The sequence below is a fragment of the Tropicimonas sp. IMCC34043 genome, assembly GCF_003390845.1.
GTDB lineage: Bacteria > Pseudomonadota > Alphaproteobacteria > Rhodobacterales > Rhodobacteraceae > Tropicimonas.
Genome location: NZ_QMEK01000009.1, coordinates 1 through 20,165, shown reverse-complemented (window position 1 = coordinate 20,165; position 20,165 = coordinate 1). Strand labels below are relative to the sequence as shown.

The 20,165-nt window shown below is 60.3% G+C and carries 18 protein-coding genes and 1 pseudogene; 9 read left to right on the top strand and 10 right to left on the bottom strand.

Going from position 1 to position 20,165, the window contains the following annotated elements:
* Positions 1-59: 59 nt before the first annotated feature.
* Positions 60-944, bottom strand: a complete 885-nt coding sequence (locus tag DQG17_RS20615) for a LysR family transcriptional regulator (RefSeq protein ID WP_116134824.1) — start codon at positions 942-944, stop codon at positions 60-62.
* A gap of 105 nt (positions 945-1,049) precedes the next feature.
* On the opposite strand from DQG17_RS20615, the gene DQG17_RS20610 reads away from it, so the two are divergent.
* On the top strand, positions 1,050-2,267 hold the full coding sequence (locus tag DQG17_RS20610) for a pyridoxal phosphate-dependent aminotransferase (protein ID WP_116134822.1): 1,218 nt from the start codon (positions 1,050-1,052) through the stop codon (positions 2,265-2,267).
* Positions 2,268-2,353: 86 nt separating this feature from the next.
* On the opposite strand, the gene DQG17_RS20605 is transcribed toward DQG17_RS20610, so the two are convergent.
* The 7 genes from DQG17_RS20605 to DQG17_RS20575 all read right to left on the bottom strand — a co-directional run bounded on the left by DQG17_RS20605 (position 2,354) and on the right by DQG17_RS20575 (position 11,048).
* The gene (locus DQG17_RS20605; RefSeq protein ID WP_116134820.1) at positions 2,354-3,568 is read right to left on the bottom strand and encodes a Xaa-Pro peptidase family protein; all 1,215 of its coding nucleotides are present in this window, start codon (positions 3,566-3,568) and stop codon (positions 2,354-2,356) included.
* Positions 3,565-4,788, bottom strand: a complete 1,224-nt coding sequence (locus tag DQG17_RS20600) for a M20 family metallopeptidase (RefSeq protein ID WP_116134818.1) — start codon at positions 4,786-4,788, stop codon at positions 3,565-3,567. Before DQG17_RS20600 ends, DQG17_RS20605 begins: the two co-directional genes overlap by 4 nt.
* Positions 4,785-6,461: an ABC transporter ATP-binding protein gene (locus tag DQG17_RS20595; protein ID WP_116134816.1), complete on the bottom strand. Its 1,677-nt coding sequence runs from the start codon at positions 6,459-6,461 to the stop codon at positions 4,785-4,787. Before DQG17_RS20595 ends, DQG17_RS20600 begins: the two co-directional genes overlap by 4 nt.
* Complete coding sequence (locus DQG17_RS20590) at positions 6,461-7,279, bottom strand: ABC transporter permease (RefSeq protein WP_116134814.1); 819 nt, start codon at positions 7,277-7,279, stop codon at positions 6,461-6,463. The genes DQG17_RS20595 and DQG17_RS20590 overlap by 1 nt, the downstream gene beginning before the upstream one ends.
* Entirely contained in the window at positions 7,272-8,222 is a 951-nt protein-coding gene (locus DQG17_RS20585) for an ABC transporter permease (RefSeq protein ID WP_116134812.1), read from the bottom strand. Before DQG17_RS20585 ends, DQG17_RS20590 begins: the two co-directional genes overlap by 8 nt.
* 11 nt (positions 8,223-8,233) lie before the next feature.
* Positions 8,234-9,775, bottom strand: coding sequence for an ABC transporter substrate-binding protein (locus tag DQG17_RS20580; protein ID WP_116134810.1), 1,542 nt, complete (start codon positions 9,773-9,775; stop codon positions 8,234-8,236).
* A gap of 94 nt (positions 9,776-9,869) precedes the next feature.
* A complete protein-coding gene (locus tag DQG17_RS20575) occupies positions 9,870-11,048 on the bottom strand; it encodes a Xaa-Pro peptidase family protein (protein WP_116134808.1) in 1,179 nt (392 codons plus the stop codon).
* A gap of 209 nt (positions 11,049-11,257) precedes the next feature.
* On the opposite strand from DQG17_RS20575, the gene DQG17_RS20570 reads away from it, so the two are divergent.
* The 4 genes from DQG17_RS20570 to DQG17_RS20555 all read left to right on the top strand — a co-directional run bounded on the left by DQG17_RS20570 (position 11,258) and on the right by DQG17_RS20555 (position 15,136).
* The gene (locus tag DQG17_RS20570) at positions 11,258-11,908 is read left to right on the top strand and encodes a GntR family transcriptional regulator (protein ID WP_157973704.1); all 651 of its coding nucleotides are present in this window, start codon (positions 11,258-11,260) and stop codon (positions 11,906-11,908) included.
* Positions 11,905-13,194: a hydantoinase/carbamoylase family amidase gene (locus tag DQG17_RS20565; protein ID WP_116134804.1), complete on the top strand. Its 1,290-nt coding sequence runs from the start codon at positions 11,905-11,907 to the stop codon at positions 13,192-13,194. The genes DQG17_RS20570 and DQG17_RS20565 overlap by 4 nt, the downstream gene beginning before the upstream one ends.
* Positions 13,195-13,280: 86 nt before the next feature.
* Positions 13,281-13,985 (top strand): type 1 glutamine amidotransferase, encoded by a 705-nt coding sequence (locus DQG17_RS20560; protein ID WP_116134802.1) that lies wholly within the window; start codon positions 13,281-13,283, stop codon positions 13,983-13,985.
* Between the two features lie 17 nt (positions 13,986-14,002).
* Complete coding sequence (locus tag DQG17_RS20555; RefSeq protein ID WP_116134801.1) at positions 14,003-15,136, top strand: Xaa-Pro peptidase family protein; 1,134 nt, start codon at positions 14,003-14,005, stop codon at positions 15,134-15,136.
* Positions 15,137-15,247: 111 nt separating this feature from the next.
* On the opposite strand, the pseudogene DQG17_RS20550 reads toward DQG17_RS20555, so the two are convergent.
* Both DQG17_RS20550 and DQG17_RS20545 read right to left on the bottom strand, forming a co-directional pair.
* A pseudogene (locus DQG17_RS20550) lies at positions 15,248-15,783 on the bottom strand (transposase).
* A 79-nt stretch (positions 15,784-15,862) separates the two neighbouring features.
* The gene (locus DQG17_RS20545) at positions 15,863-16,837 is read right to left on the bottom strand and encodes a LysR family transcriptional regulator (RefSeq protein ID WP_116134799.1); all 975 of its coding nucleotides are present in this window, start codon (positions 16,835-16,837) and stop codon (positions 15,863-15,865) included.
* Positions 16,838-16,867: 30 nt separating this feature from the next.
* Here DQG17_RS20545 and DQG17_RS20540 point away from each other — a divergent pair, with 30 nt between their 5' ends.
* From DQG17_RS20540 to DQG17_RS21890, 4 genes are all read left to right on the top strand, one after another.
* Entirely contained in the window at positions 16,868-17,254 is a 387-nt protein-coding gene (locus DQG17_RS20540) for a hypothetical protein (protein ID WP_157973703.1), read from the top strand.
* Positions 17,248-18,123, top strand: coding sequence for a TauD/TfdA family dioxygenase (locus DQG17_RS20535; RefSeq protein WP_116134795.1), 876 nt, complete (start codon positions 17,248-17,250; stop codon positions 18,121-18,123). Before DQG17_RS20540 ends, DQG17_RS20535 begins: the two co-directional genes overlap by 7 nt.
* Complete coding sequence (locus tag DQG17_RS20530; RefSeq protein ID WP_116134793.1) at positions 18,123-18,887, top strand: sulfite exporter TauE/SafE family protein; 765 nt, start codon at positions 18,123-18,125, stop codon at positions 18,885-18,887. The genes DQG17_RS20535 and DQG17_RS20530 overlap by 1 nt, the downstream gene beginning before the upstream one ends.
* A gap of 874 nt (positions 18,888-19,761) precedes the next feature.
* A complete protein-coding gene (locus tag DQG17_RS21890) occupies positions 19,762-19,881 on the top strand; it encodes an Arm DNA-binding domain-containing protein (protein ID WP_116134791.1) in 120 nt (39 codons plus the stop codon).
* Positions 19,882-20,165 lie beyond the last annotated feature (284 nt).

Below are 20,165 nucleotides of genomic sequence, written 5' to 3'. Positions count from 1 at the left end.
TCTTCATCCGCGCTGAGGCGGTTTGTTCTCACTGCGAAATGGTCAACACAGACACGTTCCTAGAGGCGTGAGGTCGCATCAGCAACTACTGCCGTGCAGGCTTCGACGAATACACCGACAGCGGCATTCCGGGCACCAGCAGATCGCCAGACAACGCCAATTTCCCGACTGTCGCTGACCGACACAATGGTCTTGCGCAGACGCAATCCCGCCGGCCACGGCGGCATCCAATCCGGCACGAGCGCGACGCCCACACCACGGTTGACCATGGCCGCAATCGCTTCGAGACCGTCGAGTTCCAGGAACTCCTTAACGACCAGGCCATGCGCGCGCAGGTAACGGTCAATGATCCTCCCACCCCACGAATTTCGATCATACCGAATGAAAGGCTTTGCGCGCATCAGGTCGTGCGGGTCCGCCGGAGCGCTCTCTTCGGGAGAAAGGAAGACGAGCGGTTCGGTACGCAGCCGCTGCCAGTGCAACGACTTATGCAGCGCAAAGTTGGGCCGGACGATGATCGCAGCATCGAGATCGCCGTCCATGACGAATTGGTAGAGATCCGCAGAAGAACCGGGCTGAACAAAGTATTCGATGGACGGATGCGCCTGGCTCAGGTTGACGATCACCTCCGGCAGCAGGCCGGTGACTGAAGTCGCGATGGCGCCCAGCCGAAGTTGTCCCGCTGGTTCCCCATTGGCGGCGATAGCGCGAAGGTCCCGCGCACCGGAAACGACCCTGCGCGCAGCGGCAAGCATGGCGAGGCCTTCCTCGGTTGGCTGCATCGTGCGCCCGACACGCGTCACGAGCGTTTGGCCCAACTCCTGTTCCAGAACGAGCAGACGCTGCGAGAGCGCGGCCGGTGTCAGGTTCATCCTTCGGGCAGCCTCGGCGACCGAGCCACGCTCGACGACTTCCAGGAATGTTTCGAGATTCCGGATCTCCATAAGATAGATTCTCTACTGTCTGAAGAAGCATAAAAACAGTTTTTTTTTGGGTTCAGCAGTTCTAGGACCGTTGTCGAGACAGTCGGGACAAAGGACGGGAAAAACATGTCGATCCTGGAGAAATTCGCAGAGCTTGCGACGGACAACGCACCGGGGCAGGAAAGCCGCCAGACATCAGCGGACGCCAGTTCGTTTCTCAAGGGTCCCCCCCTTCCCGGGAGGCCGGTCGATTTCTCGCATGGCGACGTCGATGCGCATGCGCCGACACCGGGCGCGCTTGGTGCGTTCGTGAACGGTTTTGAACGCGGCGGCGCGCAAGCCTACACGGAATACCGGGGCGATGCGGGCATTCGTGACGCGCTTGCCGTCCGTCTGGCGGAATTCACCGGAGCAACAGTCGATGCCGGCGACGGGCTGATCGTCACCCCCGGAACGCAGGGAGCCCTGTTCCTGGCAGTTGCCGCCACCGTGGGCGCGGGCGACAAGATTGCCATCGTGCAGCCGGATTACTTCGCCAACCGAAAACTCGCGGTATTCCTTGGCGCCGAGATCCATCCAGTTCAGCTGCGCTATGGCGAACAGGCATCCGGGACGGCGGGGATCGACCTCGATGAACTGCAGAATGTCTTTCGCGCCGGCGTGAAGACCTTCCTTTTCTCCAACCCGAACAATCCGACTGGAGTTGTCTATTCGCCGGAGGAGATCGGCCAGATCGCGGCGCTCGCCACGCGCTACGGGGCGACAGTGATCGTGGACCAGCTCTATTCCCGCCTCTGCTACGAGGGCGTACGCTACACGCATTTGCGAGCGTCGGACGTGGATCCCGAGAAGGTCGTGACGATCATGGGTCCGTCGAAAACGGAATCGCTGAGCGGCTTTCGCCTCGGCGTCGCTTTCGGTTCGAGTGCCATCATCTCCCGCATGGAGCAGCTTCAGGCCATCGTCTCGCTCCGCGCGAGCGGATATTCCCAGGCAGTCCTGCACACATGGTTCAATGAGCCCGACGGCTGGATGACCGAAAGGACGCGCCAGCATCAAACGATCCGGGATGAACTTCTGACTCGCTTTCGGACAATTGGAGGTTGCGCTGCGCGCATGCCGGAAGCAGGCAGCTACCTGTTCCCGCAACTGCCTCCATTGACCATAGACCCTACCGACTTCGTTCGGGCACTGAGGCTGCAAGCCGGGGTCATCGTAACGCCGGGAACCGAGTTCAGCCCTCATACGGGCGACAGCATTCGCCTCAACTTCTCGCAAGACCACGACGCCGCCGTGGCTGCGGTCGATCGTTTGACGACGCTTCTGGACAGATACCGCGCCTGAGGCTCTGTCGCAGGCGCGGGCTCCCGTGTCTCACGCATTCGCATCGTAACGACGCGGCGTGGGAATCACGGGAGCGTAAACCCCGATCACACGGTCCAAAGTTGCAGTGGCAGAGCGCTGAAGGTCTCTACCCCCCTGCCCGCTTCGCCGATGGCGAAGGTCTGCCCAACGCCAGCGACCAGACCGGTATCTCCATCCGGAATCATGATGTGGACGAAGAAGACCATGCCGGGTGCGAGAACCAGTGGGTTCCCTGTGTAGATCATCGGAGGCACGTCCATCCATGTCGGCTTGAAGGTACAGCCAAGCGCATAGCCGCAGGCCGCGTAGCGCGCCTTGGCGAAACCGGCATCGTCGAGCACCTTGCGGTGAATGTCGTCGAGCGTACCAAGCCGCTCGCCCGGCACGGCGGCCTCCTTGATCCGTTCCAGCGCCTCGATGGCGACACCCATCTGGCTAAGTTGCCGCGGGTCGGTGCGGCCAATCGAAACGGTGTGCTCGATCACCACGTGATACCGGCAGGCAGAGCCCGCGAGCTCGATCAGTACCTGATCGTCGGGTTCGATGGCCCGCGCGCCCCCGATGCCACGTCCGTAGAGCGCTCGGGGGCCGACGTTGACCAGCGGCCCGCCGGAGGGCATGTCGGCCCCTTTCGACAGCATCGCCGTCACGGCGGCTCCCGACAGGGCGGTATCGTAGACGCCGGGCTTCGCCGCCTCGATCGCGGCCATTGTCGCGACATCAGCGAGGTCCCCCGCGGCGCGCGTGTAGTCCAGTTCCAGCGGGGATTTCACCAGCCGCTGGCCACGCACGATGTCCGAGGCATCCTCCAGTTGGCAGAACCCGACCATCGCCGCCTCGACCATCCGTCCATTGGCGGCTGTCAGGCCATAAGTGGCGAATTCCACGCCGATCTTCGCACCCGCAAGACCCTTTTCAGCCAAGATCCCGCGCAGATCCTCCGCCGGGTTCGCATCCTCGGTGTTCAGCCAGATCCGCACATCATCGTAGAGCGAGTTGGTCTCGGCCTGCCGCTTGTCGGGCGTCCGCGTCAGGACTGTCGTCGGGCTGTCGTCTGCCGTTACAATGCCAACCTGGAAGAAAACGTATCCCGCCGTATCGAAACCGGTCAGGTAGAAATGGCTCTCCTGCGCGAAAACGAGAAGCGCATCGAGCCCGCGTTCGACCATTAGCGTACGGGTCCTGGCAAGGCGCGCACGATACTCGCTCTCCGGAAAGCGGAGCGCGACGGTCCGCCCCGAGCGCGTCGCGCCAGAATACTCCTGGGCCAGGTCGATCATTGCGCCTCGCAGATATCGCAGATGGTCATGAGGTAGAGCCGGACGCAATCGAGGTAATCGGTGATCTCCACCCGTTCATCGGGCATGGTGTTGAATTTTCCGCCCGGCCCGCAGACAACGCCCTCCATGCCGCCCTCGGCATAGAGATGGCCGGCATCGGTGCCGAAATAGCCGGGCGGCGGGATCGCCCCGGTGGGCTGATCCACGCCGCGCAGCGCCTTGTAGGCAGCGTTGATCGAGCTAACAATACGGCTCTCCTTCGAAACTTCGAAGGCCGGCATGATCGGGCGGCCTGCGGCCTTTTCTGTCCGGATTGTTGCCTTGAGCCCGGGCCAGCGTTTCATCAACCGGTCAAGGACGACGCGCAGATCCGCCAGGGCGTTTTCTTCGGTCTGACCGGGACCGTAGCGCCCCGACCCCTTCAACTCCGCGAAATCAGCCACCTGCGGCGGGCGCCAATCGTGCAGCTCACGTCCAAGTGCGCCCTTGATGACGCCGACATGGACGCGGTTGATCGAGCGGTGTTCTTCGGTCGGGGCGTCCGAGAATGTGAGGTCGGTCAGTTCCGGGATCAGGTCGCAGGCCGCGCGGATCGCGTCCACCGCTTCCTCGCGTTTCGACAGATGGCGCGTGATGCCCTCCAGTTCGATCACGAAGGTGAAGGCCGCGGCATGCATGGTGATGGCCTGAAGGTCCGATGGCTCAGAATTGATGAAGTAATCCGCCCGCAGGCCCGATTTCACCGCCGCGAGCGTACCGACGCCTCCCTGCAACTCACCTATGACGAAGGTAAGGATCACATCGCCCTTGAGCCGGACGCCCTTCCGGATCAATTCACGGACCGCACACAGATAGGCGGCATCGCCGGCTTTCATGTTGGACACGCCGATACCGTAAATGAATTCCTCGTCGATGAGCCCCGCCCAGGGGTCCACCGTCCACCCCTCGGTCACGGGGTTGGTATCGAGATGGCCATTGAAGAGCAGGCTCTTACCGCCGCCCGTGCCGCGCCAGACGCCGATGGCGTTCACGCGGTCTCCTTCGACCGGCATCAAATACGCCTCATCGAGACCGATATCCCGCATGATCTCGACCATATGCTCGGCCAGCGCCCGCTCGCCCGGCGTCTCGCTGTAGCTCTTGTGCTGGACCATGTCGGCCAGAGTTTCCAAGCAAGCCGCCTCGTCGATGGAACGGGCGAGCGAAAGGGTGTCGGTCATGCGGTTGGGCCTTCAGTAAGGAAATCACGTGCCTGGTGATCCACTTCGGTCACGTCATGGGGAACGGGCAAGGCGTCGAGCAACGCGCGGGTATAGGGTGCGCGTTCCGGGCTTTCGGCCTCTTCGACGTCGAAGGTATCGACCAGTTCACCGCGCTGCATGACCACGATACGGTGGGCAAGCTGGCGGATCAGGTTCAGGTCATGGGTGATGAAGATACAGGCGGCGCCGGACCGTTCCTGCAGATCGACGAGTAGCCGCGCCACCGCGGCCTGAACGGAAACGTCGAGCGCCGCCGTGATCTCGTCGCAGATCACCAGTTTCGGTTCGGCAGCAAAGGCCCTGGCGATGGCAACGCGCTGCTTCTCGCCGCCTGAGAGCTGGTGCGGATAGCGCTGCGCAAATTCCCGTGGCAACAGCACCATCTCGAGCAGTTCCGCCACCCTCTTGGCGACTTCCGCGCGCGGTACGATGTTGTAGAGCTTGAGAGGTCTCGAAAGGATGCCGCCGATGGTCTCGCGCGGGTTGAGACTCGCATCCGGGTGCTGAAAAACAATCTGCACGTCCCGCCGGTAGGCCCGGTCGAAATCCTCGCGTCGATTGAAGCGACGGCCATCGAACTCCACCGCGCCAGCGAAGGGGTGGAGCCCCGTGGCAGCCTTGGCAATGGTCGACTTGCCCGAGCCGCTTTCGCCGACAATCCCCAGCAATTCACCGGGCCGCACTTTCAGTGAGATATCCCGTGCGCCGACATGAGCGGCGGCATTCTTGTCCAGCAACCGGGTCAGGAAACCGGGCTTGCCGTATTCGACAGTGATACCCTCAGCCCTGAATATCGCGGCATCGGTGCTCGGCGCCGACACCGCAAGCCGGTCCTCGGGGCGCGGCAGGGCCGCCAGCAGACGACGGGTATAGGGATCCTGCGGGCGGTGGAACACCTCCTCGACGGGGCCGGTTTCCACGATCTTTCCCTTGTGAATGACCGAGACCCGATCCGCGATCCGGGAGACAAGCCCGAGATCGTGGGAGATGTAGAGCGCGGCGACGCCGGTTTCCTCCCGCAGCTTGACGAAAAGGTCTAGGATCTGGTTCGCGGTGAGGATGTCGAGCGCAGTCGTGGGCTCGTCGAAGATGATCAGTTCCGGGTTGCAGGCATAGGCCGCCGCAATGACGACCCGCTGTTTCTCGCCGCCCGAGGCTTCGTGCGGGAACCGCTGCATCATCTGCGCGGGCTTGGCGATGCCGGTTCGCGAGAGCGCGGCCTCGCCTTCCTTCCATGCCTCGGCCTTGGACAGACCACGGTGGCGGATCAGCACTTCGGCAAGCTGCTCGCCGAGCCGCATTGTGGGGTTTAGTGAAGAGGCCGGATCCTGAAACACCATCGCGATACGCTTTCCGCGCAGAGCTTCCAGTTCGGCCCGGGACTTGCCGATCATGTCCTCGCCCGAGAGCAGGATTGCGCCGCCGGCATCTCTTGCATTCTCGGCCAAGTAGCGCGTGACTGCCCAAGCGAGCGATGATTTCCCTGAGCCGCTTTCACCGACGAGGGCGTGCGTCTCTCCCTTCTGAATTTTCAGGTCGACGTCCTTGAGCGCCATGACCTCGCCGGCATCCGTGCGATAGGAGAGTGAATACTTATGGATCTCGAGGACAGGCCGGATGAGGGCGCTCATCAGTGGTTCCTCTTCGGGTCGAAGACGTCGCGCAAGGCGTCGCCGAACAGGTTGAAGCCCATCGCAGTGATGGCGATGGCAAGGCCGGGCACCGCAACGCACCAGGGATTTCGGAACATGAACTGGCGTGCCTCCGCCACCATCAGCCCCCACTCGGTGGAGGGCGGCTGTGCACCGAGGCCAAGAAAGCCGAGGGTTGCGCCGATCATGATCGCAAAGCTCACCCGGATCGTTGCCTCGACGATTATTGGAGCGACAGCATTCGGAAGCACTTCGCGACCGACGATCCAGGCTTGGCTCTCGCCCCGGGCTTGCGCGGCAAGTACGTATTCGCGCGTGCGCACCGATAGGACCGCCGAGCGGGAAATCCGTGCCATGCCCGGCGTGAAGGTCACTGCGACCGCGAGCATGGCTTGGGCTGTACCGCCACCTAGAAAACTTACGATCAACAGCGTGAATAGTAGCTCCGGCATCGCCAGCATCCCGTCAAGGATGCGCATGACGATGCTGTCCGTCCGGCCGCCGGCAACGCCCGCGATCACGCCGATGATCGAGCCCGCACCGACACCGAGAACCGTCGCGCCGAGGCCGAAAAGAACCGTCGCCGGGGCGCCGTTCAGCAAACGCGAAAGCAGGTCGCGGCCATATTGGTCGGTGCCGAGCCAAAATTCCCTGCTCGGCCCCTGAAGGCGGGCCTGGACATGAAACAACTGTGGATCGTAGGGGGCGATGAGCGGCCCGAACAGGGCTGCGGTAAAGACGATGAGAAGCAGGACCGTGCCGATAAGCCCGGTCGGAGATTTCAGGGCTCTAGGCATAACGCACCCGCGGGTCGAGTTTGGCGATAACGATGTCGGCAACGAGGTTCGACAACGCATAGACGACGGCCAACAACAGGGTCACGGCCTGGATCACGGGCAGGTCTCGGTTCTGAAGCGCATAGATCAGTAACCGCCCGAGACCGGGCCAGGCGAAGATCTCTTCGACCACGATGATGCCTCCGAGCAGGTAGCCGATATCGAGCGAGATGACGGCAATGGCCGGAGTAAGGGAGTTGGGCAGAGCATGGCGCCGGATTACCCGGCCTTCGGGAATGCCCTTGAGACGCGCTGCGCGAACGAAATCCGAGGACAGGACGTCCGCCAGTTCGCTACGGACCTGCCGCGAGATATGCGCCATCAAGATCAGACCGAGCGTGGTAGCGGGAAGGATCGCGTGAACGAAAAAGCCCGAAAGGTCCTCGCCCGGAGCGACGAAGCCGCCCGCCGGCAGGTATTGCCGCGACGGCGCGGCGAAGAAGACGAGCAGCAGAGTCGCGGTCACGAACTCCGGCAAGGCCGTTCCCACATAGGAAAAGAGCCCGATGAACAGGTCCCAGATAGAGCCGCGCTTGAGCGCGGCAAAGGTGCCCATCGGAATGGCGATGAGGGTCACCGCCACAAGGGCGATGACCGCAAGGGACATGGAGTTCCAGAAAGCCTCGCCCACCACTTGGGAAACCGGCAGCTGCAAACGCAGCGACGTGCCGAAATCTCCCTGAACCACACCTGAGATCCAGTCGAAATATTGGACGACCACAGGCCGGTCGAGACCGAGCTGCCGTTCCATTGCAGCGAGGTTCTCGGCGGAGGCGTTTTCGCCAAGGATCATCAGGGCGGCATTCCCCGGCAGCACGGCGGTGATCGCGAACACCGTGACAGACACGACGCAAAGCACGATCAGGACCGCTCCGAGGCGGCGAAGAAGATAGGCGAGGCTCACTGGTCAGGACCTCAGGCTTTGTCCAGCCAGACGTCTTCGACGAAGTAGAAGCGCGAGATCGGCGCGATCTTCCACTCCTTCGTCGCTTCACTGGAGGCTGTCAGGACATCCTCGAAGAACGGAACGATATAGGGCTTGTCAGCCAGCTCCAGCTCCTGCGCCTTGGCATAGATTTCGGCCCGCTTGGCCGGGTCGATGGTGGCGCGGCCTTCGGCAACGAGCGAGTCGAACTCGGCATTCTTCCATTCGGTGTCCTGGTAGGACGCCTCCGAGGTGAGAAGAAGGTTGTAGGTCGCGTCGATCGTCGGCTGCATGCCCCAGTAGCCGATGTAGAAATCGCCCTTCATCCATTCCTCGGCGAGGTAGGTGTCATGCGGCATGGTCTTGATCTCGAGATCGAAGCCGGCTGCGGCCGCGGTCTGCTGAAGTGCGATGGCGGTCTGGGCACGGATCGCGGGGCGGTCCGAGGCGACAATCGTGGCCTTGATCCCGTCGGGATAACCAGCTTCGGCCAGCAGTGCCTTGGCGCCTTCGGGATCGTACATGATCTCGGGCTTGTCGGTGTAGTACTCGATTTCCGGCGCGACGATCGAGTCGTAGGCCGGACGCCCGAGACCTTCGAGGATGATGTCCACCAGAAGCTGACGGTCGATGGCAAGCCCAAGAGCCTGGCGCACGCGGACGTCGCTCCAGGGTTCCTGATCCTGGCGCATCACGATGCAGACATAGCGGCCGGAACTCACGCGCTGCGCCTCGATCCCCGCGCTTTCGGCGATACGTGCATAGGCGGCCTGCTGCACCGTAAGCATCACGTCGGTTGTGCCGGAGAGGAAATTCGCAGTCTCGGCGGCGAGATCGGGGAAGAGCATCATCTCCACCGCGTCCAGATAGGGCTGGCCGGGCTTGTAGTAGTTCTCGTTCTTCACCAGACGAACAATCCGCGCGCTGTCATAGGTTTCCAGCTTGAACGGGCCAGTGCCGTTGGCAGTGGTATCGAGCGCGGACAGATCGCCCTCGAGCGCGGCCTTGGACAGGATGCGCGCGTTGGCATGCGAGGTGGAGTACGGCAGGTCGGCAAAAGGCGCGGAAAGGATGAACTTCACCGTCAGGTCGTCCACCGCCTCGATCTTGTCCACCATGGTCAGCACCGAGCGGGCCGAGGAGGCGATGTCGGGGTTCAGGATCGCCTCGAAAGTGGCAACGACATCCGCGGAGGTGAATGGGGTGCCGTCATGGAAGGTCACGCCATCACGCAGGTAGAAGGTGAATTCGGTTGCATCCTCGTTGGCCTCCCAGGAGGTGGCGAGATCGGGATGCGGCTGGTTGTCCAGACCGGTCCGGGTGAGACCGGAATAGAGCATGTCGATACAGGGGTATTCCGCCGGGCCCGAGAGCGAGAGCACGTTCAGCGTGGCGATCCGGGTGGAATGGCTGATCTTGAGCGTGCCGCCGGAGATCGGCGTTCCACTCTGGCCGAAGGACACGGACGGGAGCGTCGCAGCTGCGGCCATGCCCATGAGGACGTGGCGGCGTGTCAGGGTGAAATAGGACATTTGGTCAATTCCTTGCTGGATGTCGCCGCTGTTCGCTGCGGCGGGCGGTTGGGCTTGCGATGAACGCGGTCGTGTAGGGTATGGATGGAGTGGCTCAGGTGATGACGGTCAGTTCGTCCGGAAGTCCGGTCAGGATCTCCGGCGCCCCCTCGGTGACGACGAGCGTATGCCCTACCCCCATGGTTAGGCCGCTGTCTCCGTCCCCGTTCATCACATGATAGAACAAGGTCATTCCCGGTTCGCAGATTGTAGCATTTCCGGCGTAGATCATGGGCGGTACGTCCATCGAGGTCGGCGCATAGGAAATTCCCACCGAGTAACCCGTTGCGCCATATCGCGATTTCGCAAAGCCGGCCCGGTCGAGCCCATCGGCATAGGCATCGAAAATCTCGCCGAGCGATATGCCGGGGCGCGCAAGGTCGGTCATCCGGGTCAGTGTCTCGCGCGCGACGTCGTACATGCGGCGCTGCTGGTCGGGAACGTTTCCAAGCAGGATCGTCCACTCGGTCTTCACGTTGTAGTGCCGGAAGGCCACCGGGTACTCGACGAGCACCTGGTCGATCGCCTCCAGCCTGCGGGGCTTGGTGACCCCGCGCCCGAAGACCGCGCGCTCGCCAGAATTGAAGATCGGGGCGTTGGGCGGCATGTCCGCCCCGTCGCCAAGGATCGAGGTGAGGTAGGCAGCCTTTAGGTCGCTGTCGAGCCGACCGGGCGCGGCGGCGGCGATCACTGCTTCGAGAGAACGGTCGAGGATCTTGCCCGCCTCCCGCATGATGTCCAGTTCGGCAGAAGATTTCACCACCCGCAATTTGCGGATAAGATGGCCATCATCCTCGAGCTGGCACCAGTCGCCAAAAGTCTGCTGGCAACGCCAGAGGTTCCAGCCGGTGAGCCCGTGGGTATTGAGTTCGATGGCGACACGCCCACCGGCAAGGCCGAGTTCGGAGAGGATATCCTTTAAATCGGCTGCCGGGTTCGCGTCGTCGCTATCCCACCAGATCCGGATATCGCGGATGGTGGAGGTCATCTGCGCCTGCAGCAGGTCCGGCTTTCGCGTCAGCAGGACGATAGGGCGATCGCCAGCTGTGACCACCGCGCATTGAAAAAACACAAAGCCGCCGGAATCGTAACCGGTGAGCCAGAACAGGCTTTCCTGGGAGAAAACCAGCATCGCGTCGACGCCACGCTCGCGCAGGGCGGCACGCAGCCGCTCCTGCCGGGCAAGATGTTCCTCGCGCGGGAATGGCAGAAGGGCTTCGGCTGTGATGCTCACCGGCGTTCCTCATTCGGTTTTCCGCGCGCCGTTCGACGTGGCGGAAATGGATGAAATCTCGATTTGAATTTACGTTAGATTTCAGTATACCAGCCATCAACCCAATAAATGCCAAGCGTCGACATTTTTGGATTTTGATTGCCTCCTGAGCGAAGATCCGGAGTGAACGCTCAAAACTTGAGCAACAGTTGCAGCGGGGAGACGGAAAATTGCTGAATATCCCGGACAAACGGCTCGCTTTGCAAGCCTACGAGCAGATTCTCGAACTGATTCAGAAGGGAGAGATTCGCCCCGGTGAGTTCGTAAACGAACGCCGCCTGGCCGAATTGCTGGAGATGACGCGAACGCCAGTGAGGGATGCCCTGCTCATTCTAGAAGGCGAAGGGTTGCTCATGCGCCACGGTCGTGGGCTCCAAGTCCGGCAGATGCACATAGAAGATTACATGGATGCGCTCCAGATCCGGTCGCTGCTCGAACCGGAAATGGCCCGAATGGCTGCAGGTCGGATTCGAACCGAGGAACTTGCGAGTATCCGCGCCCGGCTCGAGTCGCTGCGTGCGACAGAACTCGGCGCACGGGCCGACCGCGCCACTGTCCGCAGCGTCGACGAAGATTTGCACGACATGATCGCGGAGGCCGCCGGAAACCCGCAGTTGGGTCAGATCATTCGGAACCTGCGCCGGCAGACCCAGATGTTCGACCTGCGCGCAATGCCGGAGCGGTTGGCGGACACCTGTGACGAGCATCTCCGCATTGTCGAGGCGCTTTCCTCCAGCGATGTCGATGCCGCCCGTGACGCCATGCGCGACCACCTCGACAAGGTGCGCGACAGTATTATTCAGAGGCTGACGCGCCGATGACCTGCATTGCTTTCCAAATAGTGCCGGACATCGCCCTTACAGAACGTCTTTTCGACGAACTGGGCGCAAAGACCGGCGACTCCTCTGGAATTACCCGGGATTCCTATGGCATGGGCGAGCAATTCGCCCATGACCTTGTTCGCATGGAAGCAGAGAAGATCGGTATGGAATGTCATACCGATGCGGCCTGCAACCTCTATATGGTGATGAGGGGGCGCGGCGACGGCCCTGCAATCATGATCGGTTCGCATCTGGATTCCGTGCCTTCAGGCGGGAACTTCGATGGTGCTGCCGGGGTATTGGCCGGTTTGGCGGTCGCTTCCGGCTTTCACCGTGCTGGGCAGCGCCCACCGGTTGACCTGGTCGTAACAGCCATCCGAGCGGAAGAAAGCACTTGGTTCGGAGCGTCCTATATCGGGAGCCGCGCTGCATTCGGCACACTTACAGATGAGGAACTCGACGGCGTTTGCCGGTCCGATACCGGAATTCCACTCGGAGCAGCGATAGAGCAGGCAGGCGGCGATCCAAATGCGCTGCGGCGCGGTGACAGAGCGCTCGATCCCGCGCGCGTCGCCCTCTTTGTCGAGACCCATATCGAACAGGGCCCGGTGCTGATTGACGAAAGGCTGCCGGTCGGCCTCGTGACAGGAATCCGCGGAAGTTTTCGCCACCGTCATGCCGCCTGCTTCGGCGAATACGCTCATTCCGGTGCGACACCGCGCAAAACTCGGCGCGACGCCGTTCGGGCGACGGCTGAACTTGTCTCGATACTCGACGAGCTTTGGGCCCGGTTGGAGACAGAAGGACACGATCTTTCCGTAACCTTTGGGCAGGTCAATACCGTTGCCGAGGAAGCGGCCTTTTCCAAGGTAGCCGGTAGGGTCGATTTCGCTCTCGACATCCGCAGCGAATGTGACACCACCCTGGACATGATGCGCGCAGAACTCCGCCGGGTAGTCGCACAGATCGAACTCCGAACTGGCACGAATTTTGATCTCGGAGACGAAACCGGATCCGACCCCGCGCGTATGAACAAAGCCATTCTCGCCCAGATGGAGCAACTCGCTGATGCGCTCGCCATCCCGGCTCGGCGCATGGCCAGTGGCGCGGGCCACGACGCCGCCGTCTTTGCGCGGCAAGGAATTCCAACCGCGATGCTTTTCATTCGCAACCGCAACGGCAGCCACAACCCGGATGAGTCCATGGATATTGATGATTTCGCACAGGCGGCGCGCCTGCTCTGCGCTCTGTGCGAAAGCTGGTCGGGTCCTCCTGAACCTGACTGATACCCGTGCGTTCCTCACAGACGCGCGACGCTGCCCCGAAAATGGGGTGGTCAAACCGAAAATGACCAGAATTTCAAGGAAACCAAATGTCCCCCAAACGTCTTCTTTACCTTGGCAATGGCCGCAGTCTTCAAACGGTGGCAAAGCTCGACGAGCGCTTCGAAGGCTGGGGACTCGCCGTCGATCGTTACTGGGCATACGACATGCAGTTCCCCGAAAACCTCGATGGCTATGATGGAATATTCCTCTCAGGCAGCCCGCATGGCGCCTACGAAGACATCCCCTTCATCGATCGCGAGCACGATCTGATCAGGGAAGCGGCGGAAAGGGAAATCCCGATGCTCGGGATCTGCTTCGGCAGCCAAATCCTTGCCTCGGCACTTTGCGGACGGGATCAGGTCTTCCGGCGGTCTTTCTGTGAAATCGGCTACAAGGATCTCGCGGTCACCGATGCTTGCGCCACGGACCCGTTGGCCGCGGAATGGAAGGACACAGTGAGCATGTTCGTCTGGCACAATGACGAGGTGCGCGCCGAGCATCCCGACATGGTGATCCTGGCCTCCTCTGATCTCTGCCCGAACCAGGTATGGCGCTACGCCAAGGCGCCGGCCTGGGGTATCCAGGGGCACCCCGAAGTGACGAAGGAACAAGCGCCGGTTTGGTTTGAACAGAACCGGGAGCGGATGGAGAAGGACGGCGCCGAGATATCCGATCTGATCGCCAGCGCCCACGAGGCCCAAGAGGCCAAGTCAATGCTCACCCGCTTTGCCGAGATGGTTCGGCAAGGCTGACGCAGAAAGGATTCCCCATGGTCGAGACGAAATATTGGTTCAAGCCAGCGGAATACCGCGCCCGGCTGGCGCGTGTGCAAGAAAAGCTGCGGGCTCGGGGCCTGGATGCGCTATTGGCTTTCCAACCGGAGACGGTGACCTGGGTTACCGGTTATTTCACCCGCGCCTACGGCACTTTCCAGTTTGCCATCATTCCCGCCGAGGGCGAACCGACCCTCTTTTGTCGCGATGTAGAAGAATATTACCTCGACAGCACCTGCGTCTTTTCGGATCGGGTCATGTGGACCGACAGCGACAACCGAACCGCAGTAGCGGTACAGGCGATCACGTCCCGCATCGGCAAAGCCTCGGCCATTGGAGTCGAGATGGGGTCCTGGGTGCTGAACGCTCTCCGCTGGGAAGCGATCCGCACTGCGATGCCCAACTGCATGTTTTCAGACGAGACCGACCTCGTCGCAGGGATGCGATTGATCAAGTCGGATGCCGAGATTGCCTATCAGCGCGTCGCTGCCCGTGCCGCCGAGGCAGGCATGCAGGCCGGTCTGGATGCCGCTGGTGTGGGCGTCAGTGAGCGTGAGATGGCTGCCGAGATCTGCGCAGCGATGATCCGTTCGGGATCCGATCTTCCCGGCCCAGGCGTCCTCTCGTCGGGGGAGCGGGCCTATCACCTCCACGGCGGATATTCGAACCGAGTTCTGGAGCGAGGCGACATCGTTCAATTGGAAGTCACGCCGAATAACCATCACTACCACGCCCGTTTCATGCGGCCGATCCGGGTGGCCGAAGCACAGGACGAGGACTATCGGCTGGCAGAAACACTCATCGAGATCCAGGACCGCGCCATTGCGGAAGTCGCACCGGGCGTCCCAGCCACAGTGCCCGATGCAATTTATCGCGACGGCGTGCTTTCCGCTGGACTGCGTGAAACCTACACCAACAAGACGTTTTATTCGGTCGGCTTGATCCTTCAGCCGAATGGAGGCGAACCGCTTGAGGCGCACCCGGGAGCCGAGTGGACATTCGAGGAGGGCATGGTTTTCCACACTTATGTGCTGGCGCGTGGATTCGGAATGTCTGAAACCATCCTCGTCTCGAAGACTGGCGTGGAACGGATCACCACGTATCCACGGCGCCTTCTAGTCACGAACTGACCCGTCACCCAAGCGAGAACCGGTAGAATGAGCAGGGTTTCACTGGGTCGGCACTTGCTATGCTAGACCCATGGTTCATTCGGCAACACCGTGTCTGGAGAACAGGCGATTTCAGGCAACGCGAACGATCTCGGCTGCTCCGAGGGCCGCAAAGCGGTTCATCAGCGCGATGCGGATCTGGATTTCAGCGGTCTGGCGATCCGGGTCTCTTGCGGCGATGCGTTCGCCAAAGGCCTTGAGGCAACGCATCTTCGCCTCGATCCGGCTTCGGAGGTGGTATCCGGTCGAGCGCTTCCAGAACGCTCTGCCATAGTGCCCGGTGGCGCGCAGGGTTTGGTTTCGGGCAATCGCTGCTTGGCAGTCCTCTTTCCACGGTCGGCCGTTTTTGCAGATGGGGATGATCGGAGTAGCCTCGCGATCGTGTATGGCAGCGGCGCGTGTCGTAGGCGCCGTCGGCAGTCACCGTGCCGATGTCTTCGCCTTGCCGCATCAGAGTAGACCGCAGGGCGACCGGGGCCACCGTCATGCGGCGCAAGCAAGGTCATGTCCTTGTCCAACCAGATCGACAGCGGACCTCGCTTGCCAAGCGAGGCGGTGTAGCCGGACCAGTTCGTCGTGCGGTAGCGGGCGGGTGTAGGCTTGCTCATGTGCCCCGTCTAACCGCATGGCTTCACGATGTGAATCGTCCGGGGTCAGAGTTGTAAAACAACGCCACCCTAAGAATTTTCAACTGCTCACGCGGTCCAAGACCATTCTTCGGAAATTTTTAGCCACAATACTCGATGCTGCTTTGTGGCGCACCAAGGCTATTTCTGAAGGCACATGGTCGACCTCGTTCAACTTAAAGAAACTGACTTCCGGAATTATGCGAGCGGCCATGGAGGACGGAACGATTGCCGCCCCCAATCCGGTTGAGACCAGTTCCAGGCTGGCGTTCACAGTTGGACATAGTTGAACATCGTCCAAGTTAAGACCTTGTTTCGAAAATGCCTCCGTGGTCGCATTAAAAAGCATAGGTTCAGCGGAGTCGCGATACATAATCAGCTTGAACTGCAAGACCTCCTGCAAGCTAAGCCCGTCAGTCGCCCACCTGGGTTCGTGAGGTGCCGATTGAGGCAAAGCAACAACCATTGGCTCAGACACGATATGATCTTCCCGAACCTCCGCGCTATGCCAATTCAAAGGTCTTACAAAACCAAGATCCAACTGATTTTCGGCAATGCCGAGATATACTTCGCGCGATCCAGCTGTTTTGATTTCGAGCGTCACATCGCTGTACTGTTCAAGGAATTTCCGGATGGGCTCCTTGACCAGCGGATGGCTTATTGTTGAGTGAGTTACCCCCAGGACGAGTCTCCCAGATAACCCTCGATCAACACGCCTGGCATTTTGTTCGGCCACCTGAAGCTGTTCGAGAATTACACGATAGTCAGAGTAGAGGACCAACCCGGCAGCCGTCGGCTCGACACCTCCAGGGATGCGTTTAAGCAACTGTGCCCCAACAATCTGCTCCAGCTTTTTCAATTGAACGCTGAGCGGTGGTTGTTGGATGCCCAAGCGTTCCGCCGCGCGGGTAATGTTGCGTTCTTCCACAACAGCTATGAAGTATCTGATCAGCCTGACGTCAGCCATACCTAAAAGATATGACAAATGCACCTCAAAGGGAATAGTGAATATGCAGGCCGAGCGATAAATTTGCATTCGCGCCCCCCGTGCAACGAAAGCAGCGTTATGAAATCAGCAAGTGCTCAGGCAGGAAAACCTCGGAACTTAACTCGTTTCTCACGCGACCGATTGGCCGCCCATCGCAAAGATGCCGTGGGCCTAAAGTGTGCCAGAGATCCATTCATTGAAAGGTCTTTGACGTCGACCGATCCCGACTTGAAGGACATCGCCGAGTGCATCGTATTGGGTGAGGCCGAACTCACCGTCGGATTCTCAAAGATCGAAAGAGCGCTTGTTGCCCTCCAAGAGACCAGCGGCAACGCGGATACCTTCGAGAACTTGCGGGCTTACCAAGAGCGGGTCGGCAACGCTCTAACCATGCTGCGCCAAATCGAACAAACAACGGAGCCGCGAGTCCGTAGCCATGTCGAGAAAGAAAACCCAAAATGCTGAACCAAGCGACACTAGGCGCAAAAAGCGCGTCGGAAACGATTTTTGATGTACGTCAAATGCCGTCACCCTTGAGTGGTGGCTGGGAAACGATCAACAACATCAAATACCAAGCGATCCGCCATGAGCTTGACGCGGGTTGCGGGGCTGTCACCTTTCGTGACGGTAGCATCTTGAATGAGCGTAACGGTGATAGATACGAGAAATTTATCGCGTTCGGGCGTCGTCTTGGCGAAGTTCAGATTCGAGGCGGCGGCTCCTCACCAATATGGCACGTAGAGCCGAAGAAATCGGATGGCTCACCCAAGTCATACTCCGAAAGCAATGATGTCGCCCCTTTCCACACCGACGCGAGCTATTATCCGAATCCGATGAAGTACCTGGTCTTTCTTGCCGTGCGACCAGCTGAGATTGGCGGAGAAAACCAGGTGTTCAGCATACCTGACAGGTTGCCGGAATTTTCAAACGGCGCAGCAGGCTGTGCGGCTATTGAAGTTCTGAAACGGGAAACGTTCCCATTCGGCATGCCCCCGACATTCCACAACAAAGACGAGCAAAAGGACCTTCCCTTGGAATGCGGCCCGGTATTGTTGGACGGTGGCATTGTCCGGTTTCAAATCAAGGCCCTCCGCGAAGGCTTCCGCCGCCGCCCGGACCTTGCGTCACCAGAGAAGATTGAAGCGGTCGAAGCGCTGAACGACTTTATCCAACAACACTTGAACGGGCGCGGTGTACGCCTGGGACGCGGTCAAATCCTGATCGTGAACAATTGGCGGGCGCTGCATTCCAGAAAGGCGTTCAACGATCCGAACCGACTGCTGCTGCGCCTGAGCATCGCAGACACGTTTCCAACGAATACGGCCCACCGTTGATGCTTCTTTTTGATGATTTCTCCGCCGTCCAATTGGGTATCCTCCTGGGCGGCTCGTTTATCGCAGGAATACTAAATGCGATCTCAGGTGGCGGAGGGATGGTTCTGATCCCAATGATGGTTTTGACCGGTGTACCTCCCATCAACGCCATCGCGATCAACAAATTCCAGAATACCGTCGGCACCGTTGCCGCGATCAGCTACTTCAACGCAAGCCAAAAGCTGGATTGGAGAATTCTCCTTCCCTTTTTGATCCTCGCGGGCATTGGAGCTGCTTTTGGCGTCTTTGCTCTGAAGGACATGGCCGAAACAGGTCTGCTGATGGCCATCCTGCCCTATGTGCTGATCGCAGTGGCCGTCTATTCCATATTGCCGCAACGGTCTCAATCATGCGAAGTCTCAAGTTCCAAGTGGCGTGTTGGTGCACCCATCTGGGCAGTGGCAGGTGTGTATGGCGGCTCGATCAGCATCGGCACCGGCCCGTTTTTGATCGCGCTGGATCGCTTCTTTTATCGCTCAGAGCTTCGCGACGCGATTGTCAGGACCAAGCCGATCATGTTGGCGGTCAACGTTGTTTCGCTCTCCATACTCGTGAGTATGGGTTTCTTAAACTGGCCTATAGCCGTCCTGCTATCAATCGGCAACTTTGTTGGCGCAAAGCTTGGCGCGAGGATCGTGACATTTGAATTGGTGAAGATCGCAAACGTAATCGTCTTCACCGTTCCTGTTGTCGCTGCCTTGCGGTTGCTAGCGAACGGCGGATGACGCTCTTCATAGGATCGGGCCAAACGCGATGAGCGCGCCGATATTATTGAAGCCAAGAGGGTTCGAATCTATTGGCGCGTGGCGGATGCAAAGATCGTCCATGCGCGCAGCTTCTCCGGGTGGGAACGAGGTCCGGATCGTCGGGCAGCGCATCCGGACGAAGACCTTTGGTTGGCAGGGATGCCTGTTAACACGTTCGATGCCCGCCTCTGTTCCGGCGCAGGCGACAACCTCGAAGTGCAGTCCAACCTTTGTCCCGCACTGCGGTCACTCCACCGCCAAAATGCTGCACCGGACACGGTGGAACCCCGGCTTATCGGTTCCGTTCCATTCTGGGATTTCGGGCAGTCAGGTCAATCGCCGGCTGCGCCTCGGCCTAGGACCCGGATCACCGACGCAGCCTGGTTTTGTTGAGTCGGTGTTGAGTCAACCGTCAGGTAAAGAAATGCCCCACTTTTGGCGGGAGGTAAGTATTTTTTGTTACTGTATGAATTTGGTTGCGGGGACAGGATTTGAACCTGTGACCTTCAGGTTTTGAGTTGCGCCGAGCGAACCATGAACGATTGCGCCGTAACGCGAGTTCTTGCGCAGTTTCAGACACTTGCCGATCCCGGCGAAGCGACCCCGCTGCGCACGATCTGTCGGCATTGCGCAGCGTTTTTTGGCCTCGTGCTTCCATAGTGTTTCCAAAGGGCCGAGACCCGATTTTCCCGTCACACGACCATCAGGCGGCGGTGAGCGACCATCCAGCGCGCCGAAACGCCTTGCGCGGGAACGCGCGAAATTTTATTTTTACTTGCATTTTCAATTTGTTAGCTGACTGCCGCCCACACTTCGGTACTGTGGAACTTCGACAGAACCACCGAAGAGCGCCATGCCGAAGATTACCAAACGCCCCGCCGAATACTTAATCTGGGACAGCGAGATCCCTGGCTTCGGGCTGCGCGTGCTGCCGAGCGGCTGCAAAGGCTACGTGGTCCGGTATCGCACCTGACGCTTCGGCTGGCGGAGGTTCTGGCGTGCCATTGTGGTGCCCGCCCGCCGGCACCGGCCAGACCGGTGCCATAAGGCCTGTTCTGGCGTGCCCTCGGCTGACGTTGCCGCGCCGCCGCGATCAAGCCACCACGATCTCGACGCCCAGTTTCTCTGCCGTCTCGATCTCGTCGGGCTGCAGGGGGTTGTCGGTGATGATCGTGTCGAACAGGGTCACGCTGCCCATCCGGTACAGGGCCGAGCGACCGATCTTGTCGTGATCCATCAGCAGGACCCGATGTCGGG

Excerpts from the sequence above, each read along its gene's own strand:
- DQG17_RS20595 (WP_116134816.1), bottom strand. The coding sequence starts at position 6,461 with ATGAGCGCCCTCATCCGGCCTGTCCTCGAGATCCATAAGTATTCACTC.
- DQG17_RS20605 (WP_116134820.1), bottom strand. The coding sequence starts at position 3,568 with ATGATCGACCTGGCCCAGGAGTATTCTGGCGCGACGCGCTCGGGGCGG.
- DQG17_RS20555 (WP_116134801.1), top strand. The coding sequence starts at position 14,003 with ATGGTCGAGACGAAATATTGGTTCAAGCCAGCGGAATACCGCGCCCGG.
- DQG17_RS21890 (WP_116134791.1), top strand. The coding sequence starts at position 19,762 with ATGCCGAAGATTACCAAACGCCCCGCCGAATACTTAATCTGGGACAGC.
- DQG17_RS20540 (WP_157973703.1), top strand. The coding sequence starts at position 16,868 with ATGAAATCAGCAAGTGCTCAGGCAGGAAAACCTCGGAACTTAACTCGT.
- DQG17_RS20600 (WP_116134818.1), bottom strand. The coding sequence starts at position 4,788 with ATGACCGACACCCTTTCGCTCGCCCGTTCCATCGACGAGGCGGCTTGC.
- DQG17_RS20530 (WP_116134793.1), top strand. The coding sequence starts at position 18,123 with ATGCTTCTTTTTGATGATTTCTCCGCCGTCCAATTGGGTATCCTCCTG.
- DQG17_RS20610 (WP_116134822.1), top strand. The coding sequence starts at position 1,050 with ATGTCGATCCTGGAGAAATTCGCAGAGCTTGCGACGGACAACGCACCG.
- DQG17_RS20590 (WP_116134814.1), bottom strand. The coding sequence starts at position 7,279 with ATGCCTAGAGCCCTGAAATCTCCGACCGGGCTTATCGGCACGGTCCTG.
- DQG17_RS20565 (WP_116134804.1), top strand. The coding sequence starts at position 11,905 with ATGACCTGCATTGCTTTCCAAATAGTGCCGGACATCGCCCTTACAGAA.
- DQG17_RS20580 (WP_116134810.1), bottom strand. The coding sequence starts at position 9,775 with ATGTCCTATTTCACCCTGACACGCCGCCACGTCCTCATGGGCATGGCC.
- DQG17_RS20535 (WP_116134795.1), top strand. The coding sequence starts at position 17,248 with ATGCTGAACCAAGCGACACTAGGCGCAAAAAGCGCGTCGGAAACGATT.
- DQG17_RS20560 (WP_116134802.1), top strand. The coding sequence starts at position 13,281 with ATGTCCCCCAAACGTCTTCTTTACCTTGGCAATGGCCGCAGTCTTCAA.
- DQG17_RS20615 (WP_116134824.1), bottom strand. The coding sequence starts at position 944 with ATGGAGATCCGGAATCTCGAAACATTCCTGGAAGTCGTCGAGCGTGGC.
- DQG17_RS20545 (WP_116134799.1), bottom strand. The coding sequence starts at position 16,837 with ATGCAAATTTATCGCTCGGCCTGCATATTCACTATTCCCTTTGAGGTG.